The sequence below is a fragment of the Sphingomonas sp. Leaf30 genome (genome assembly GCF_001422525.1).
Classification (GTDB): domain Bacteria; phylum Pseudomonadota; class Alphaproteobacteria; order Sphingomonadales; family Sphingomonadaceae; genus Sphingomonas; species Sphingomonas aerolata.
Genome location: NZ_LMKZ01000001.1, coordinates 1294201 through 1310042 on the forward strand (window position 1 = coordinate 1294201; position 15842 = coordinate 1310042).

The following is a 15842-nucleotide window of genomic DNA, read 5'->3' on the forward strand; positions in this document are numbered from 1 at the left end:
CCTGTCCCGTCCTGTTCCCAGATCCCATTGGAGCCCTGCCCATGTCCGCTATCTCGATCGTCACGCTGGCCAAGGGGCGGGCCGAGCATCTCTACAATCTGGTTTCGGGGCTCACGCGACAGACGACCCCGCCGCGCGAACTGATCGTCGCGGTGATGCAGGATGAGCCCTATGTCCTGCCCGAGACGGATTTTCCGGTCCGACAGCTGATGATCGCGGGCGAGGCGTTGCCGCTCGCCGCTGCGCGCAACTTGGCGGCGCGGACCGCGACGGGGGAGGGGCTGATCTTCCTCGACATGGACTGCATCCCGGCGCCGGGTCTCGTCGCGGACTATGCCGGGCACCTTTCGACCTATGACGGGTTGCTGATGGGCGAGGTGATGTACCTGCCGGGCGGCGCGACGAAGGGGGATTGGCGCAGCGAGGATTTCGCGGCAGTCGCGGTGCGGCATTCGGACCGGCGCGGACCACCCGCCGAGGGGATCGAGGCGTGCAACGACTATCGCTGTTTCTGGTCGCTCAACTTCGCGATGCGGCGTGCGACCTTCCTGGCGGTCGGCGGGTTCCACGAGGGCTATAACGGCTATGGCGGCGAGGATACCGATTTCGGCAAGGTGCTCGACACCGCGGGCGTGCCGATCGCGTGGATCAAGGGCGGGCTGGCGCATCATCAATATCATCCGCACCACATGCCGCCGGTCCACCATCTCGACAGCGTGATCCGCAATGCCGAGCTGTTCGAGGCGCGCTGGGGCTATCGGACAATGGGGCACTGGCTGCATGCGTTCCGGCTGATGGGGCTGATCGACGACCGGCCCGGCCAGCCGATCCGCGTGCTCCGCTGCCCCGATGACGCGGATTTTGCGCTGACCGGGCAGCAGAGCCACCAGCCCTATGCCAATACCGCAAGCGTCATCCGGCTGCTGGAAGAGCGTGTCGCCGCGAGTGCCGCGGCGGCGTGAGGATCGCCTTGCTCTCGCACGTCCGCCAGCGGATCGCGCAGCCGTTCATGGGCGGGATGGAATCGCACAGCTGGTATCTGGCGGAGGGGCTGCAGGCACGCGGGCACGACGTCGTGCTGTTCGCGAGCGGCGACAGCGACCCGCGCTTCGCGATCGATCCGGTGCTGCCCGAACATTATGAGCGGGTGTTTCCCTGGGCCGAGCATCGCGGGTCCGCACCGCTGATCGCGCATGTCGACCAGGGCTATCTCGCGGCGTGCGACCGGATCGCGGCGGGCGGGTTCGACGTGGTGCACAACAACAGCCTGAGCCGCTTTCCAATCGAGCCGCAGCGGACCGCGATCGTGCCGACCGTCACCTCGCTCCACGTGCCGCCCTATGACGCGCTGCACTGGTTCGTGAAGGCGAGCCCGTCGCCGACGCACCGGCTGACGGTGACGTCGCAATCACAGTTGCGCGCCTGGTGGCCCGACGGTGCGCCCGCCGAGGCATCGGTGCTGCACAACGGCATCGACCCCGCGGCGTGGGGGTTCTCGCCCGCAGGGGACGGCAGCGCGATCTGGTCGGGACGGATGACGCCGAACAAGGGGCCGCATCTGTCGGTGCAGGCGGCGCGGCACGCAGGCGTGGCGATCACGCTGTACGGACAGATCGAGGATCCGGACTATTGGGCGGCCGAGGTCGCGCCGCATCTGGGACCCGACGTCCGTTATGGCGGACATCTGGACGGCGCGGCGCTGGCGTCGGCGCTCGGGCAGGCGTCGGTGTTCCTGTTCACGCCGTGCTGGGACGAGCCGTTCGGGCTGGTTGCGGCGGAGGCGATGGCGTGCGGCCTGCCAGTCGCCGCGTTTGACATGGGCGCGGCGCGCGAGGTCGTGGGTGAGGCAGGGTGTCTCGCTGGGCCGGGCGACGTCGAGGGTCTGGCGGCGGCGATCCCTGCGGCGATGGCGATCCCGCGCGATGTACCGCGTGCGCGGGTCGAACGGCTGTTCACGCGCGACCGCTGGCTCGACCGGTGCGAGGCACTGTATGCGGAGGTATGCGCGGCCAAGGCGGAGATGGTCGCGTGACTGTGTCTGCACGGATACGGGGCGATGACGTCATCGCGGCGCAGCAGGAGGCGCTGGCGGCGCTGTACCGGCAGCATGTCGGGCACGGCGACCGCTATGCGCTGCTCGACTTTCCCGATCACGCCAATGTCGGCGACAGCGCGATCTGGCTGGGCGAGATCGCCATGCTCCGCGCGATCACCGGGCGCGATCCCGATCATGTCTGTACCTGGGACGCGTTCGACGCGGACGCGTTTCGCCGCGACAGCCCGGCGGGGGTCGTGTTCCTGCACGGCGGCGGCAATCTGGGGGATATCTGGCCGCATCATCAGCGGTTTCGCGAGGCAATGCTGGCGGAGTTTCGCGACCGGACGATCGTCCAGCTGCCCCAGTCGATCCATTTCCGCGCTGGCGAGGGGCTCGACCGCTTCGCCGCCTGCGTCGCCGCGCACCCCGATTTCCACCTTTATGTTCGCGATGCGCAGAGCCTCGACCTTGCGCGGCCTCTGTCCTGCCCGGTCGCGCTGGCGCCCGATTCCGCGTTCGCGCTGGGGGCGCAGTCGCGTGGGCCGGCGGATTGCGACCTGCTGATGCTGATGCGGACCGATGACGAGCGCGTGGCGGGGGATCGCGGGCCGGTGCCGGAGGGGGCGGTGGTGCTCGACTGGCTCGAGGATGGCATGCTGCCGGCTTGGGAGGCGGGGGTGCCGCGTGCTGCGCACTATGAGCGGCTGGCTGGTGCGCGGGTCGCGCGCGGGCTGACGCTCCTGTCGCGCGGGCGGCAGATCGTCACCGACCGGCTGCACGCGCATATTCTCGCGCTGCTGCTGGGCATCCCGCACGTCGCGCTCGACAATGAGTATGGCAAGCTGTCCGCCTATATCGCCGCCTGGACCGCGCCGTCGCCGCTGCTGCTGCGCGAATGATCGACGTCAGTGTGCTGATCTGCACGCGCGACCGGGGGGCGTCGCTGTCGCGCACGCTCGACTCGGTGACGCGCGCGGTCGGCGTTGCGGGGGATATGGCGGTCGAGATGGTCGTCGTCGACAACGGGTCGAGCGACGACACCGCGGCGCGTCTGGCAGCCTGGCAGGAGGAGCAGGCGTTTCCCGTGATGCTGCTGGCCGAGCCGCGCGCGGGGCTGGCGCGGGCGCGCAATCTTGGGCTGGCGCATGTCCGGGGGAGGATCGTCGCGATGACCGACGACGATTGCGTGCTCAAGCCGGACTATCTGCTCGCGCTGGTCCGCCGGTTTGCCGGGGTCGCGACGCCGACGATCGTCGGCGGGCGGATCCTGCCGGGCGATGCCGCGGACCTGCCGGTGACGCTGAAGCTAGAGGATCATCCGATGGAGCCGGTGCCGGGCGCGTTTCCCGGCGGGTTCGTGATGGGCGCGAACCTTGCCTTCACGCGCGACGTCATCGCACGGACGGGGCCGTTCGATACGCGGTTCGGCGCCGGCGCGCGGTTCGTGGCGGCGGAGGATACCGACTTCCTGTTTCGCGCGATCGCGGCCGGGGTGGTCGTCGCCTATGACCCGCATTTCGTCGTCGAGCATCACCACGGCCGCTGCCGGCCCGATCAGGTGATCGCGCTGCTCGCGGGCTATGGCTATGGCGACGGCGCGCTCTACGCCAAGCATATCCTGACCGACCGGCGAATCCTGGGCGCGATCCGCCGCGACCTTGGCGATGCGCTCGGCGAAATCCGCGCGGGGACGCGGCCCTTTCCCTATATCCGGCGCTTCCACAGTTTCCGCCTGCGCCACATGCTGCGCGGCTTCTTCGCTTATGCAGGCGCCGAACTTACAGCGCGGGTACGGCTTTCACCCACACACGAAAAGGCCTGATGCCGCGGCGTCGCAGCATCAGGCCCATGATCGATTGTCCAGACCGAGCCCGCAGGCTCAGGCGGTGATTACTTGGAGCGCTCGACCTGCTCGAATTCGAGCTCGACCGGGGTGGCGCGACCGAAGATCGACACCGACACCTTGACGCGGCTGCGGTCGAAATCGAGTTCCTCGACAAGGCCGTTGAAGCTCGCGAACGGACCGTCGAGCACCTTGACCTGATCGCCGATCTCGTAGTCGACCTTGACCTTCTGCTTGGGAGCGGCCGCGGCCTCTTCCTTGCTGTTGAGCATCCGCGTGGCTTCTGCCTCGCTGATCGCCTGCGGCTTGCCCATGCTGCCGAGGAAGCCGGTCACCTTGGGGGTGTTCTTGACGAGGTGATAGACGTCGTCGTTCATGTTCAGCTTGGCAAGCACGTAGCCCGGCATGAACTTGCGTTCGACCGCGATCTTCTTGCCGCGACGGGCCTCGGTGATCGTCTCGGTGGGGACTTCGATCTGCTCGACGAGCTGTTCGAGACCCATACGGGTCGCCTCTGCCATGATCGAGTCGCGGACCTTGCCCTCGAAGCCCGAATAGGCGTGAATGATGTACCAGCGCGCCATGTGCGGACCTTATTGAGCGAGTTTCAGAAGGGCGGTGACGATCGCCTGAAGGATCGAGTCGACGCCGAAGAAGAAGAGCGCGAGGATCGTCGTCATAATGACGACCATCACCCCGGTCATGATCGTCTCGCGACGCGTCGGCCACGTAACCTTCGAGGTTTCGGTGCGGACCTGCCGGATGAATTCGAGTGGGGACGTTTTAGCCACGGTGCTGTTCGAACCCGCCTGATGGAGACATGAAAAGAAGCGAGGCATAGACCCATAACCCGCTCCCTGTGAAGGGTCGCCCCGTCAATAGGGCCCCGTCAAAGGGGTCGGGCATGCGTCCGTCTCGCTGTCGGATGGCGGCGCAGATAGCTTCCGCGCCAACGGAACGCAAGGGGCGGGGCGGCAACGTCGGCCGGGCGGCCCTGTGATGACCCGACTCGGCAGCGCGTACGCCGCGATGCACCAGCCTCTCGCACACGGTTAAAAGCATAAGGGGATGCGTAGGAGGCGGGAACGGAAGGCGCGGGGGCGGGCGTTTACGCCCTCTCCCCCGCCGGCCGTCAACCGGTGCCGGTCTTGCCGGCGGCGCCTCTCCTGCGTTTCTGTTATGTTTGCCGGCGTGACGGACCGACATCGGTATATCAGCGCGCAGACCAAAAAAAAGGCCGGTCAAAGACCGGCCGTAAAAGTTTTAGGAGAGGATGCCTGAAAGGCACAGTCTTTGTGCATCGCAGCAGCGAATTTCACAACTGCGCAAATTGCATTGTGAAATGCGTTTTGTGCAATCGTGACAGACGCGGTGCGTCGACCGCTGACCAATGGGTCACGGCAGCGGTTCGTCGGCGATGTGGGAAGATCTGGCAGGAGTGCTCGGATTCGAACCGAGGGCCTTCGGTTTTGGAGACCGACGCTCTAACCAACTGAGCTACACTCCTGTGCGGTGGCGGGCTCTAGCGCCATGTCCGCGGCAGGGCAAGCACCTGTTCATGCCCGACGCACGATTGTCGAACGTGCAACCAATCCGGCGTCGGGTCCAGGGCTGGATGGAGTGATCCCCGTGTTGACCGCGGCTGACTCCTGACCTATAGGCGCGCCCTGTTCTTCGGGAGTCTTTCCCGCCGGGCATGCTTGAACATTGCTGGATGCATTCCAGGGCCTGAGGAGCGTTTTGCGCTTCCTAGGGTCCTTTTTGTATTCTCAGGCGCCTCAATGGCTCCAGCAAAGTAACCATTTGAAAGGTGAAGGCTTCAATGCCGACGATCAACCAGCTGGTCCGCAAGGGCCGCGATCCGCAGAAGGCCAAGTCGAAGGTCCCTGCGATGGAAGCCAACCCGCAGAAGCGCGGCGTTTGCACCCGCGTCTACACGACGACCCCGAAGAAGCCGAACTCGGCTCTGCGCAAGGTGGCCAAGGTTCGCCTGACCAACCAGCGCGAAGTCATCAGCTACATCCCGGGCGAAGGCCACAATCTTCAGGAGCATTCGGTTGTCCTGATCCGTGGCGGTCGTGTCCGCGATCTTCCCGGTGTTCGCTATCACGTCCTGCGCGGCGTGCTCGATACACAGGGTGTGAAGGACCGGCGTCAGTCGCGTTCCAAGTACGGCGCCAAGCGTCCGAAGTAAGCCGATCAGGTATCTGATCACACAGGCTGAAGTTTAGAAGGAATATAAAATGGCACGTCGTCGTCGTCCCGAAAAGCGGGTCATCCTGCCTGATCCCAAGTTCGGGGATGAGGTTCTGTCGAAGTTCATGAACAGCGTCATGCTGGACGGCAAGAAGTCCGTCGCAGAGCTGATCGTGTACGGTGCATTCGAAACCGTCGAGCAGCGCGCCAAGCGCGACCCGATCGGCGTTTTCCACGATGCGCTGAACAACGTGAAGCCGGGCATCGAAGTCCGTTCGCGTCGCGTCGGTGGTGCAACCTACCAGGTTCCCGTCGAAGTGCGTCCCGAGCGTGCTCAGGCGCTGGCGATCCGCTGGCTGATCGGTGCGGCACGTTCGCGCAGCGAAAACACGATGGCCGCACGGCTGTCGGGCGAGCTGATGGACGCGGCCAACAACCGCGGCAACGCGGTCAAGAAGCGCGAAGACACGCACCGGATGGCAGAAGCCAACCGTGCATTCTCGCACTACCGCTGGTAACAGCGGGCTTCGAAGCCTAGCATTGGTAACCGCGTCACGGGCGGTCTTTCGCCCGTAACGCAAACACCTATATATTGGGGAGCCGGCACGTTCGGCTCCCCATATCCTTAAGGAAGCACGATCATGGCCCGCAGCCATCCGCTCGACCGTTACCGCAACATCGGCATCATGGCGCACATCGACGCCGGCAAGACGACGACGACCGAGCGCATCCTCTATTACACCGGCAAGTCCTACAAGATCGGCGAAGTGCATGAAGGCACCGCGACGATGGACTGGATGGAGCAGGAGCAGGAGCGCGGGATCACGATCACGTCGGCTGCAACCACCTGCAAGTGGCGCGCCGAAGAAGGTAAGGGTGAAGAGCACCTTATCAACATCATCGACACCCCGGGTCACGTCGATTTCACGATCGAAGTCGAGCGTTCGCTGCGCGTCCTCGACGGCGCGGTCGCGTGCTTCGACGGCGTTGCCGGCGTTGAGCCGCAGTCCGAGACCGTGTGGCGTCAGGCCGATAAGTACGGCGTGCCGCGCATGTGCTTCGTCAACAAGCTCGACCGCACCGGTGCCGACTTCTATTTCTGCGTCGACTCGATCATCGAGCGTCTCGGCGCGCGTCCGGCGGTCCTGTACCTGCCGATCGGCATGGAAGGCGGGTTCAAGGGCCTGGTCGACCTCGTCGAGAACCGCGCGATCATCTGGCTCGAAGAGAGCCTGGGCGCGAAGTTCGAATATCAGGACATCCCGGCCGACATGGCCGACAAGGCCGCTAAGTATCGCAGCGACCTGATCGAGATGGCAGTCGAGCAGGACGATGCTCTGATGGAAGCCTATCTCGAGGGTAACGAGCCCAGCGTCGCCGACCTCAAGAAGCTGATCCGCAAGGGCACGCTCAGCATGGCGTTCGTGCCGGTGGTCTGCGGTTCGGCGTTCAAGAACAAGGGCGTCCAGCCCCTGCTCGACGCCGTGGTGGACTATCTGCCGTCGCCGCTCGACGTTCCCGCGATTCAGGGTCTGAAGCTCGACGGCGTGACGCCGGACGAGCGTCCTTCGTCGGACGAGGTTCCCTTCTCGGCGCTGGCGTTCAAGATCATGAACGATCCGTTCGTCGGCACGCTCACCTTCGCCCGCATCTATTCGGGCAAGCTGGAGACCGCGTCGCAGGTCACCAACTCGGTCAAGGACAAGAAGGAAAAGGTCGGCCGCATGCTGCTCATGCATGCGAACAGCCGTGAGGACATCCAGGAAGCGTTCGCGGGCGACATCGTCGCTCTCGCAGGCCTCAAGGACACCACCACGGGCGACACGCTCTGCGCGATGAACGCACCGATCATCCTCGAGCGGATGGAATTCCCCGAGCCCGTGATCGAGCTGTCGGTGGAGCCGAAGACCAAGGCCGACCAGGAGAAGATGGGCGTCGCGCTCAATCGTCTCGCACGCGAGGATCCGTCGTTCCGCGTGTCGTCGGACCCCGAGTCGGGTCAGACCATCATCAAGGGCATGGGCGAGCTCCATCTCGAGATCCTGGTCGACCGCATGAAGCGTGAGTTCAAGGTCGAGGCCAATGTCGGCGCTCCTCAGGTCGCGTATCGCGAATATCTGAAGAAGCCGGTCGACGTCGACTACACGCACAAGAAGCAGTCGGGCGGCACCGGCCAGTTCGGTCGCGTGAAGGTAAAGGTCACGCCGGGCGAGCGCGGTTCGGGCATCACGTTCAAGGACGAGATCAAGGGCGGCAACATTCCGAAGGAATATCTGCCCGCGATCGAGAAGGGCTTCCGCGAGACCGCTGCTTCGGGTTCGCTGGTCGGCTTCCCGATCATCGATTTCGAGATTGTGCTGTATGACGGCGCGTATCACGACGTCGACTCGTCGGCTCTGGCGTTCGAAATCTGTGCACGTGGCGCAATGCGCGAAGTGGCGCAGAAGTCGGGCATCACGCTGCTCGAGCCGGTCATGAAGGTTGAGGTCGTTACCCCGGAGGACTATCTGGGCGACGTCATCGGCGACATGAACAGCCGTCGTGGCCAAATCCAGGGCACCGACAGCCGCGGCAACGCGCAGACGGTCGAGGCGATGGTGCCGCTGGCCAACATGTTCGGCTATGTGAACTCGCTCCGCTCGTTCACGCAGGGCCGCGCGCAATACTCGATGCAGTTCTCGCATTATGATGAAGTGCCGCAGAACGTCGCTGACGAGGTGAAGGCGAAACTGGCCTAACCCTTTAAGGGGGTAGGGCTAGCGTCAGGCTTTAACAGCCGCTATGGGGCCGCGTTCGCGCGGTTCCCGGTGTGGCACCGGAATACGAATCAGAAGGTAGGAAACAATGGCCAAGGCAAAATTTGAGCGGAACAAGCCGCATCTCAACATCGGCACCATCGGTCACGTCGATCATGGCAAGACGTCGCTCACCGCTGCGATCACGAAGGTTCTGGCAGAGACGACCGGCGGTACCGCTGTCGACTTCGCAAACATCGACAAGGCTCCCGAGGAGCGCGAGCGCGGCATCACGATCTCGACCGCACACGTCGAGTACGAGACGGCCAACCGTCACTACGCGCACGTCGATTGCCCGGGCCACGCCGATTATGTGAAGAACATGATCACCGGCGCAGCCCAGATGGACGGCGCGATCCTCGTCGTTTCGGCGACCGATGGCCCGATGCCGCAGACCCGTGAGCACATCCTGCTCGCACGCCAGGTCGGCGTGCCTGCCATGGTCGTGTTCATGAACAAGGTCGATCTGGTCGACGACGAGGAAATCCTCGAGCTGGTCGAGATGGAAATCCGCGAGCTGCTCAGCTCGTACGACTTCCCGGGCGACGACATCCCCGTCATCAAGGGTTCGGCAACCTGCGCGCTGTCGGGTTCGAACCAGAAGCTCGGCGCCGACGCCGTCACCGAGCTGATGCAGGCCGTCGACGACTACATCCCGCAGCCCGAGCGTCCGCTCGACAAGCCGTTCATGATGCCGATCGAGGACGTGTTCTCGATCTCGGGTCGTGGTACGGTCGTCACCGGCCGCGTCGAGACCGGCATCGTCAAGGTTGGCGAGGAAGTCGAGATCGTCGGTATCCACCCGACCGTTCGCAAGACCACGGTCACGGGCGTCGAGATGTTCCGCAAGCTGCTCGACCAGGGCCAGGCTGGCGATAACGTCGGCGCGCTGATCCGCGGCGTCGCTCGCGACGAAGTCGAGCGTGGCCAGGTGCTCTGCAAGCCAGGCACGATCAAGCCGCACACCGACTTCAACTCGGAAGTGTACGTGCTGTCGAAGGAAGAGGGTGGCCGTCACACGCCGTTCTTCGCCAACTACCGCCCGCAGTTCTACTTCCGTACGACGGACGTGACCGGCACCGTCGAGCTGCCTGAGGGCACCGAGATGGTGATGCCAGGCGACAACGTGTCGCTCGGCATCAAGCTGATCGCACCGATCGCCATGGACGTGGGCCAGCGCTTCACGATCCGCGAAGGCGGCCGTACCGTCGGTGCAGGCGTCGTCAGCCAGATCGACAAGTAAGCATCCGCTCCTTCGGGAGTTGATCGAAGAGCCCGGCTTCTCGCGAGAGAGGCCGGGCTTTTTCGTGTTCGGGGGCGGCCGCAGCATCGCCAGAGCGTTGGGCGGCAAGCAGGCAATTGTCAGGGTCCGTCGAGCGGCTAGATTAGGCACGTCACAGGGGGCGGGGCTTATGCGTGCGCAATGTCAGTGCGGCCAACTTACGGTCGAGCTTCCGGGGCCATCGCCTGCCGTGGTGGCATGTCACTGCATCGCCTGTCAGCGCCGAAGCGGATCGCCCTTTGGTGTTCTCACCTATTATCCCGAGGACCTGCTCACTGTCGCCGGTGAGGGCAAACGGTTTGAGCGGGCGACGGACGAAGGCAGTCGCTTCGAGACGGTCTTCTGTCCAGAGTGCGGATCAACGGTCTATGCGAGGACCGCCAAGCACCCGTCGATGATCGGGGTCGCCGTGGGCGCGATTGCCGATCCTGCTTTCCCAGCTCCCGTTCGCTCTGTCTGGGAGGAAACGATGCATCACTGGGTGACCTTGCCATGTGAAGTACAGCATTTCGCCAAGGGACGCGTGTAGGCGTCGGTTATCCGGCTGATCGGGCGCCGGCCCTAGGCCGAGGTAGCGCCAAAGGGGTCGGGTGGGGGTAGTCATGAGCCTATCGCCGCCGCGAGTGCGCGGCCTAAAATCGTCGTCGCCCTAGTTGCCTTTTCGGCGACTCTCCCGTAATGGCCCGCCTTCGGTTTAAACATCAACCAGCAAGAGCCCGGAAACGGGCCCGCTCTTTCGCATCGGTAGGGACTATGGACAGCAATATCCGCATTCGTCTGAAGGCGTTCGATCACCGTGTGCTCGATCAGGCCACTGGCGACATCGCCGACACCGCACGCCGCACCGGCGCGCTCATCCGCGGTCCGATTCCCCTTCCGACGCGCATCGAAAAATTCACCGTGAACCGCGGCCCGCACATCGACAAGAAGTCGCGCGAGCAGTTCGAGGTGCGCACGTACAAGCGTATGCTGGATATCGTCCAGCCGACGCCGCAGACGGTCGATGCGCTGATGAAGCTGGACCTCGCCGCTGGCGTTGACGTCGAGATCAAGCTCGCCTAAGGGCGAGCGCGGCGCGGTCGACCGGTAACGGTCCCGCGCCGTTCGACATTGGGATACCGCCGTCGGTGCAAACCGACGGGGCAGCGTCCCCCGTCACGCTCCCGCATTCGCGGGAGCACCAGCCCGGGACGGGGCGCGTTTCGTATTTACCGGGTTGATCCGACTCCATTCAGGGCTTTTGCCGGGGATGGGGTCAGGTGGATGCATCATGGAGCTTGCTCCGGACATGGTCCGCAAGCCCCCGAGGAATAGTCCGACGGGGCCTCTGTCTAGGAAGGGACAAGATCATGCGTACTGGCGTGATCGCGAAGAAGATGGGGATGACCCGCCTGTTCCAGGAAGATGGTCGGCACGTGCCGGTCACCGTTCTGGCACTCGAAGGCAATCAGGTCATTTCCGTTCGCGAAATGGATCGTGACGGCTACACCGCCGTCCAGCTTGGTGCAGGCGTTGCCAAGTCGAAGAATGTCGCCAAGCCGCAGCGCGGCCATTTCGGCAAGGCCGAAGTGGAGCCCAAGGCTGTCGTCCATGAGTTCCGTGTGAACGCAGACGGCCTGCTCGACGTTGGCGCCGAGATCTCGGCTGACCATTATGTCGCAGGCCAGATCGTCGATATCCAGGGCAAGACCCAGGGTAAGGGCTTCCAGGGCGGCATGAAGCGTTGGGGCTTCGGCGGTCTGCGGGCAACCCACGGCGTGTCGGTCTCGCACCGTTCGCTCGGTTCGACCGGTCAGCGCCAGGATCCGGGCAAGGTCTTCAAGAACAAGAAGATGGCCGGCCACATGGGCGACAAGTATCGCACCCAGCAGAACCTCGAGATCGTATCGACGGACGTCGAGCGTGGTCTCCTGTTCGTCAAGGGTTCGGTTCCTGGCTCCAAGGGCGGCTGGCTCTTCGTCAAGGACTCGGTGAAGGTCGCGCGCCACGCCGACGCACCGTTCCCCGCCGGTCTCAAGACCGCCAACAGCAACACCGCAGCAGACACGCCGGCCGAAACGACCGACGCACCTGCAGCCGACGGCCAGGAGGGCTGAGCGTGAAGATCAAGCTTTCATCTTTCGCCGGCACCGAGGGCGTGGACATCGAGCTCAACGACGAGATCTTCGGTCTCGATCCGCGCGCCGACATCCTGCACCGTGTGGTCACCTGGCAGCTCGAGAAGCGTCGCGAGACGGCTCGTGGCACCCGTGAGCGCGCAGACGTCGCTCGCACCGGCAAGAAGTTCGGTCGCCAGAAGGGCGGCGGTACCGCACGTCACGGCGATCGCCGCGCACCCGTGTTCATCGGTGGTGGTAAGGCTCACGGCGCTCGCGTCCGTGACTTCAACCCGTCGCTGAACAAGAAGGTTCGCGCGCTCGGTCTGCGCATGGCGCTCAGCAGCCACGCTAAGGCGGGTTCGCTGGTCATCATGGACAGCCTGGCTGTCGAGGGTGGCAAGACCAAGACGCTGCAGGGCGATCTCGCCAAGCTCGGCTTCGGCAAGCGTGCGCTCGTCATCGACGGCGACATGGTCGACACCAGCTTCGCATTCGCTGCGGGCAACCTGTACGAAGTGAACGTGATGCCGGCAGCCGGCGCGAACGTTTACGACATCCTGAAGCATGACACGCTGGTGCTGACGCGCGCCGCTGTCGAAAAGCTGGAGGCGCGCTTCCATGGCTAAGAAGCAGAAGGCGGGCATCGATAATCGTCATTACGACGTTATCCTGGCCCCGCACATCACCGAGAAGACGACGACCCTGTCGGAGCACAACGCGGTGGTGTTCAAGGTGTCCAACGACGCCACGAAGCCCGAGATCAAGGCGGCCGTAGAGGCGCTGTTCGACGTGAATGTCGTCGGCGTGAACACGCTCGTCCAGAAGGGCAAGACCAAGAAGTGGAAGGGCACGAACTACTCGCGCTCCGACATGAAAAAGGCAATCGTGACGTTGAAGGACGGTCAGTCCATCGACGTGACGACGGGGATCTGAGGCCATGGCACTCAAGCATTATAATCCGACATCGCCGGCACGCCGCGGTCTCATCCTGGTCGACAAGTCGTCGCTCTGGAAGGGCAAGCCCGTCAAGGCGCTGACCGAAGGCAAGCACAAGACCGGCGGTCGTAACAACAAGGGTCATGTGACCTCGCGCGGCATCGCCGGCGGTCACAAGCAGAAGTACCGCTACATCGACTTCAAGCGTCGCAAGTGGGACGTCGAAGGCACTGTCGAGCGGATCGAGTATGATCCCAACCGCACCGCGTTCATCGCCCTGGTCAAGTACCCGGACGAAGAGCTCGCCTACATCCTGGCGCCGCAGCGTCTGGCCGTTGGCGACAAGGTCCTCGCGGCCAAGAAGACCGACGTGAAGCCAGGCAATGCCATGGAACTCGGTCAGATGCCGGTCGGCACCATCGTCCACAACGTGGAGATGAAGCCGATGAAGGGTGGCCAGATCGCTCGCTCGGCCGGCACGTATGTGCAGGTTGTCGGTCGCGACAAGGGCATGGTGATGGTCCGCCTGAACTCGGGCGAGCAGCGCTACATCCGCAGCGATTGCATGGCGACGGTTGGCGCGGTTTCGAACCCCGACAACCAGAACCAGAACCTGGGCAAGGCAGGGCGTTCGCGCTGGCTTGGTATTCGTCCGCTGACGCGCGGCGTCGCCAAGAACCCGGTCGACCATCCGCACGGCGGTGGTGAAGGTCGCACCTCGGGTGGCCGTCATCCGGTCACGCCGTGGGGCAAGCCGACGAAGGGTGCGCGCACGCGTCACAACAAATCGACCGACAAGATGATCATCCGGTCGCGTCATTCGACGAAGAGGAAGGGCTAACATGGCTCGTTCAGTCTGGAAGGGTCCGTTCGTGGACCTTCATCTGCTCAAGAAGGCAGAAACCGCCCAGGACACCAACGCGCGTTCGCCGATCAAGACCTGGTCGCGTCGCTCGACGATCCTGCCGTCGTTCGTGGGCCTCACGTTCAACGTCTATAACGGCCGCAAGTTCGTGCCGGTCTCGGTCAACGAGGACATGGTCGGGATGAAGCTGGGCGAGTTCGCGCCCACGCGCTACTTCCCCGGCCACTCCGCCGACAAGAAGGGCAAGCGCTGATGTCTAAGCAAGTCAGCCCGCGCAAGGTCGCGGACAACGAGGCGCTTTCGGTCGGTACGCAGATCCGCGGTTCCGCACAGAAGCTCGGCCTCGTCGCTGCGCTCATCCGTGGCAAGAAGGTCGGCGATGCGATGAACATCCTCGCCTTCTCGACCAAGGGCATGGCGATCGAAGCCCGCAAGGTGCTGGCCTCGGCCATCGCCAATGCGGAGAACAACCACAACCTCGACGTCGACTCGCTGGTCGTCGCCGAGGCATCGGTCGGCAAGTCGATCACGATGAAGCGCTTCGCGACCCGCGGCCGCGGCAAGTCGACCCGCATCCTCAAGCCATTCAGCCGTCTGCGCATCGTCGTGCGCGAGCAGGAAGAAGCATAATGGGTCAGAAGAGCAACCCCATCGGTCTGCGTCTGCAGATCAACCGTACCTGGGATAGCCGCTGGTACGCCGAAGGCGCCGACTATGGTCGGCTCCTGCTCGAGGATCTCAAGATCCGCGCATATATCATGAAGACGCTGCCGCAGGCCGCGATCTCCAAGGTTGTGATCGAGCGTCCGGCCAAGCTGGCCCGCATCTCCATCTTCGCTGCACGCCCCGGCGTGATCATCGGCAAGAAGGGTGCGGACATCGAGAAGCTGCGCTCGACGATCGGCAAGATGACGTCGTCGACCGTGTCGCTGAACATCGTCGAGATCCGCAAGCCGGAAGTCGATGCACGTCTCGTTGCACAGGGCATCGCCGATCAGCTCGAGCGTCGTATCGCCTTCCGTCGCGCCATGAAGCGTGCGGTTCAGTCGGCTATGCGTCTCGGTGCCGAAGGCATCCGCGTGAACTGCGGCGGCCGTCTTGGCGGCGCCGAGATCGCACGGTCGGAGAGCTATCGTGAGGGTCGGGTTCCGTTGCACACGCTGCGCGCGAACATCGATTATGCCGAGGCTACGGCGCACACGTCTTATGGCGTTTGCGGCGTGAAGGTCTGGGTCTTCAAGGGCGAGATTCTCGGCAACGATCCGACGTCGTACGACCGCATCATGATGGAGGCTCAGACCTCCGGCGTGCGGCCGCAGCGCGACGATCGTCGCTAAGGGGCAGGAACAGACATGCTGCAACCAAAAAAGACCAAGTTCCGGAAGGCCTTCAAGGGCAAGATTTCGGGCGACGCCAAGAGTGGCTTCTCGCTCAATTTCGGCTCCTACGGCCTGAAGGCCATGGAGCCCGACCGGATCACCGCACGTCAGATCGAGGCGGCCCGCCGCGCGATCACGCGTCACATGAAGCGCCAGGGGCGTTTGTGGATCCGCATTTTCCCAGACCTTCCGGTCTCGGGAAAGCCAGCCGAAGTCCGCATGGGTAAGGGCAAGGGCGCGCCGGAATATTGGGCCGCTCGAGTCAAGCCGGGTCGGATCCTGTTCGAGCTCGACGGCGTCGACGGCAAGATCGCCGCCGAGGCGTTCGAGCGGGCGGCCATGAAGCTGCCGATCAAGGTAAAGGTCGTTGCCCGCCTGGGCGACACCTCGCATCTGGGAGGCGAGTAAG

At 64.1% G+C, this 15842-nt stretch carries 20 protein-coding genes and 1 tRNA gene; 18 read left to right on the top strand and 3 right to left on the bottom strand.

Going from position 1 to position 15842, the window contains the following annotated elements:
- The first annotated feature begins 41 nt into the window (after positions 1-41).
- The 4 genes from ASE89_RS05985 to ASE89_RS06000 are packed head-to-tail and all read left to right on the top strand — an operon-like array spanning position 42 to position 3860.
- Positions 42-962: a glycosyltransferase family 2 protein gene (locus ASE89_RS05985; protein ID WP_056674849.1), complete on the top strand. Its 921-nt coding sequence runs from the start codon at positions 42-44 to the stop codon at positions 960-962.
- An 8-nt stretch (positions 963-970) separates the two neighbouring features.
- Complete coding sequence (locus ASE89_RS05990; RefSeq protein WP_236701625.1) at positions 971-2032, top strand: glycosyltransferase; 1062 nt, start codon at positions 971-973, stop codon at positions 2030-2032.
- Positions 2029-2937 carry a polysaccharide pyruvyl transferase family protein gene (locus tag ASE89_RS05995; RefSeq protein WP_236701626.1) on the top strand — a complete coding sequence of 303 codons (909 nt, stop codon included), beginning with the start codon at positions 2029-2031 and terminating at the stop codon, positions 2935-2937. The genes ASE89_RS05990 and ASE89_RS05995 overlap by 4 nt, the downstream gene beginning before the upstream one ends.
- Positions 2934-3860: a glycosyltransferase family 2 protein gene (locus ASE89_RS06000; protein WP_056674856.1), complete on the top strand. Its 927-nt coding sequence runs from the start codon at positions 2934-2936 to the stop codon at positions 3858-3860. Before ASE89_RS05995 ends, ASE89_RS06000 begins: the two co-directional genes overlap by 4 nt.
- Before the next feature lie 68 nt (positions 3861-3928).
- Here ASE89_RS06000 and nusG read toward each other — a convergent pair whose 3' ends face one another.
- From nusG to ASE89_RS06015, 3 genes are all read right to left on the bottom strand, one after another.
- A complete protein-coding gene (gene nusG / locus ASE89_RS06005; RefSeq protein WP_031393771.1) occupies positions 3929-4465 on the bottom strand; it encodes a transcription termination/antitermination protein NusG in 537 nt (178 codons plus the stop codon).
- A 9-nt stretch (positions 4466-4474) separates the two neighbouring features.
- Positions 4475-4672 carry a preprotein translocase subunit SecE gene (gene secE, locus ASE89_RS06010; protein WP_031393770.1) on the bottom strand — a complete coding sequence of 66 codons (198 nt, stop codon included), beginning with the start codon at positions 4670-4672 and terminating at the stop codon, positions 4475-4477.
- Between the two features lie 639 nt (positions 4673-5311).
- A tRNA-Trp gene (locus tag ASE89_RS06015) sits at positions 5312-5388 on the bottom strand.
- Positions 5389-5703: 315 nt separating this feature from the next.
- Between ASE89_RS06015 and rpsL the strand changes: the two genes are divergently transcribed.
- From rpsL to rplP, 14 genes are all read left to right on the top strand, one after another.
- A complete protein-coding gene (gene rpsL, locus ASE89_RS06020) occupies positions 5704-6075 on the top strand; it encodes a 30S ribosomal protein S12 (protein ID WP_010164594.1) in 372 nt (123 codons plus the stop codon).
- 49 nt (positions 6076-6124) lie between these two features.
- Positions 6125-6595, top strand: coding sequence for a 30S ribosomal protein S7 (gene rpsG, locus ASE89_RS06025; RefSeq protein ID WP_055872660.1), 471 nt, complete (start codon positions 6125-6127; stop codon positions 6593-6595).
- A 123-nt stretch (positions 6596-6718) separates the two neighbouring features.
- Positions 6719-8815, top strand: coding sequence for an elongation factor G (fusA, locus tag ASE89_RS06030; RefSeq protein ID WP_031393768.1), 2097 nt, complete (start codon positions 6719-6721; stop codon positions 8813-8815).
- Positions 8816-8921: 106 nt separating this feature from the next.
- Positions 8922-10115 (top strand): elongation factor Tu, encoded by a 1194-nt coding sequence (gene tuf, locus ASE89_RS06035; RefSeq protein WP_031393767.1) that lies wholly within the window; start codon positions 8922-8924, stop codon positions 10113-10115.
- 169 nt (positions 10116-10284) lie between these two features.
- Positions 10285-10683 (top strand): GFA family protein, encoded by a 399-nt coding sequence (locus tag ASE89_RS21540; protein WP_082451297.1) that lies wholly within the window; start codon positions 10285-10287, stop codon positions 10681-10683.
- Between the two features lie 224 nt (positions 10684-10907).
- Positions 10908-11216, top strand: a complete 309-nt coding sequence (gene rpsJ, locus ASE89_RS06040) for a 30S ribosomal protein S10 (protein ID WP_007406109.1) — start codon at positions 10908-10910, stop codon at positions 11214-11216.
- 287 nt (positions 11217-11503) lie between these two features.
- Entirely contained in the window at positions 11504-12250 is a 747-nt protein-coding gene (gene rplC / locus ASE89_RS06045; protein ID WP_056406239.1) for a 50S ribosomal protein L3, read from the top strand.
- Between the two features lie 2 nt (positions 12251-12252).
- Complete coding sequence (gene rplD, locus ASE89_RS06050; RefSeq protein ID WP_056674859.1) at positions 12253-12879, top strand: 50S ribosomal protein L4; 627 nt, start codon at positions 12253-12255, stop codon at positions 12877-12879.
- Complete coding sequence (locus ASE89_RS06055) at positions 12872-13186, top strand: 50S ribosomal protein L23 (RefSeq protein WP_031393763.1); 315 nt, start codon at positions 12872-12874, stop codon at positions 13184-13186. Before rplD ends, ASE89_RS06055 begins: the two co-directional genes overlap by 8 nt.
- 4 nt (positions 13187-13190) lie before the next feature.
- Complete coding sequence (gene rplB, locus ASE89_RS06060; protein WP_031393762.1) at positions 13191-14030, top strand: 50S ribosomal protein L2; 840 nt, start codon at positions 13191-13193, stop codon at positions 14028-14030.
- 1 nt (position 14031) lies between these two features.
- Positions 14032-14307, top strand: coding sequence for a 30S ribosomal protein S19 (rpsS, locus tag ASE89_RS06065; protein WP_031393761.1), 276 nt, complete (start codon positions 14032-14034; stop codon positions 14305-14307).
- On the top strand, positions 14307-14684 hold the full coding sequence (gene rplV, locus ASE89_RS06070) for a 50S ribosomal protein L22 (protein ID WP_037529220.1): 378 nt from the start codon (positions 14307-14309) through the stop codon (positions 14682-14684). The genes rpsS and rplV overlap by 1 nt, the downstream gene beginning before the upstream one ends.
- Positions 14684-15391 (top strand): 30S ribosomal protein S3, encoded by a 708-nt coding sequence (gene rpsC / locus ASE89_RS06075; RefSeq protein WP_031393759.1) that lies wholly within the window; start codon positions 14684-14686, stop codon positions 15389-15391. Before rplV ends, rpsC begins: the two co-directional genes overlap by 1 nt.
- Before the next feature lie 15 nt (positions 15392-15406).
- Positions 15407-15841: a 50S ribosomal protein L16 gene (gene rplP / locus ASE89_RS06080; RefSeq protein WP_031393758.1), complete on the top strand. Its 435-nt coding sequence runs from the start codon at positions 15407-15409 to the stop codon at positions 15839-15841.
- Position 15842 lies beyond the last annotated feature (1 nt).

What these genes read in the sequence shown, in the direction of transcription:
- ASE89_RS05985 (WP_056674849.1), top strand. Translation starts at nt 42, where the DNA reads ATGTCCGCTATCTCGATCGTCACGCTGGCCAAGGGGCGGGCCGAGCAT.
- ASE89_RS06000 (WP_056674856.1), top strand. Translation starts at nt 2,934, where the DNA reads ATGATCGACGTCAGTGTGCTGATCTGCACGCGCGACCGGGGGGCGTCG.
- nusG (WP_031393771.1), bottom strand. Translation starts at nt 4,465, where the DNA reads ATGGCGCGCTGGTACATCATTCACGCCTATTCGGGCTTCGAGGGCAAG.
- rpsL (WP_010164594.1), top strand. Translation starts at nt 5,704, where the DNA reads ATGCCGACGATCAACCAGCTGGTCCGCAAGGGCCGCGATCCGCAGAAG.
- rpsG (WP_055872660.1), top strand. Translation starts at nt 6,125, where the DNA reads ATGGCACGTCGTCGTCGTCCCGAAAAGCGGGTCATCCTGCCTGATCCC.
- fusA (WP_031393768.1), top strand. Translation starts at nt 6,719, where the DNA reads ATGGCCCGCAGCCATCCGCTCGACCGTTACCGCAACATCGGCATCATG.
- tuf (WP_031393767.1), top strand. Translation starts at nt 8,922, where the DNA reads ATGGCCAAGGCAAAATTTGAGCGGAACAAGCCGCATCTCAACATCGGC.
- ASE89_RS21540 (WP_082451297.1), top strand. Translation starts at nt 10,285, where the DNA reads ATGCGTGCGCAATGTCAGTGCGGCCAACTTACGGTCGAGCTTCCGGGG.
- rpsJ (WP_007406109.1), top strand. Translation starts at nt 10,908, where the DNA reads ATGGACAGCAATATCCGCATTCGTCTGAAGGCGTTCGATCACCGTGTG.
- rplC (WP_056406239.1), top strand. Translation starts at nt 11,504, where the DNA reads ATGCGTACTGGCGTGATCGCGAAGAAGATGGGGATGACCCGCCTGTTC.
- ASE89_RS06055 (WP_031393763.1), top strand. Translation starts at nt 12,872, where the DNA reads ATGGCTAAGAAGCAGAAGGCGGGCATCGATAATCGTCATTACGACGTT.
- rplB (WP_031393762.1), top strand. Translation starts at nt 13,191, where the DNA reads ATGGCACTCAAGCATTATAATCCGACATCGCCGGCACGCCGCGGTCTC.
- rpsS (WP_031393761.1), top strand. Translation starts at nt 14,032, where the DNA reads ATGGCTCGTTCAGTCTGGAAGGGTCCGTTCGTGGACCTTCATCTGCTC.
- rplV (WP_037529220.1), top strand. Translation starts at nt 14,307, where the DNA reads ATGTCTAAGCAAGTCAGCCCGCGCAAGGTCGCGGACAACGAGGCGCTT.
- rpsC (WP_031393759.1), top strand. Translation starts at nt 14,684, where the DNA reads ATGGGTCAGAAGAGCAACCCCATCGGTCTGCGTCTGCAGATCAACCGT.
- rplP (WP_031393758.1), top strand. Translation starts at nt 15,407, where the DNA reads ATGCTGCAACCAAAAAAGACCAAGTTCCGGAAGGCCTTCAAGGGCAAG.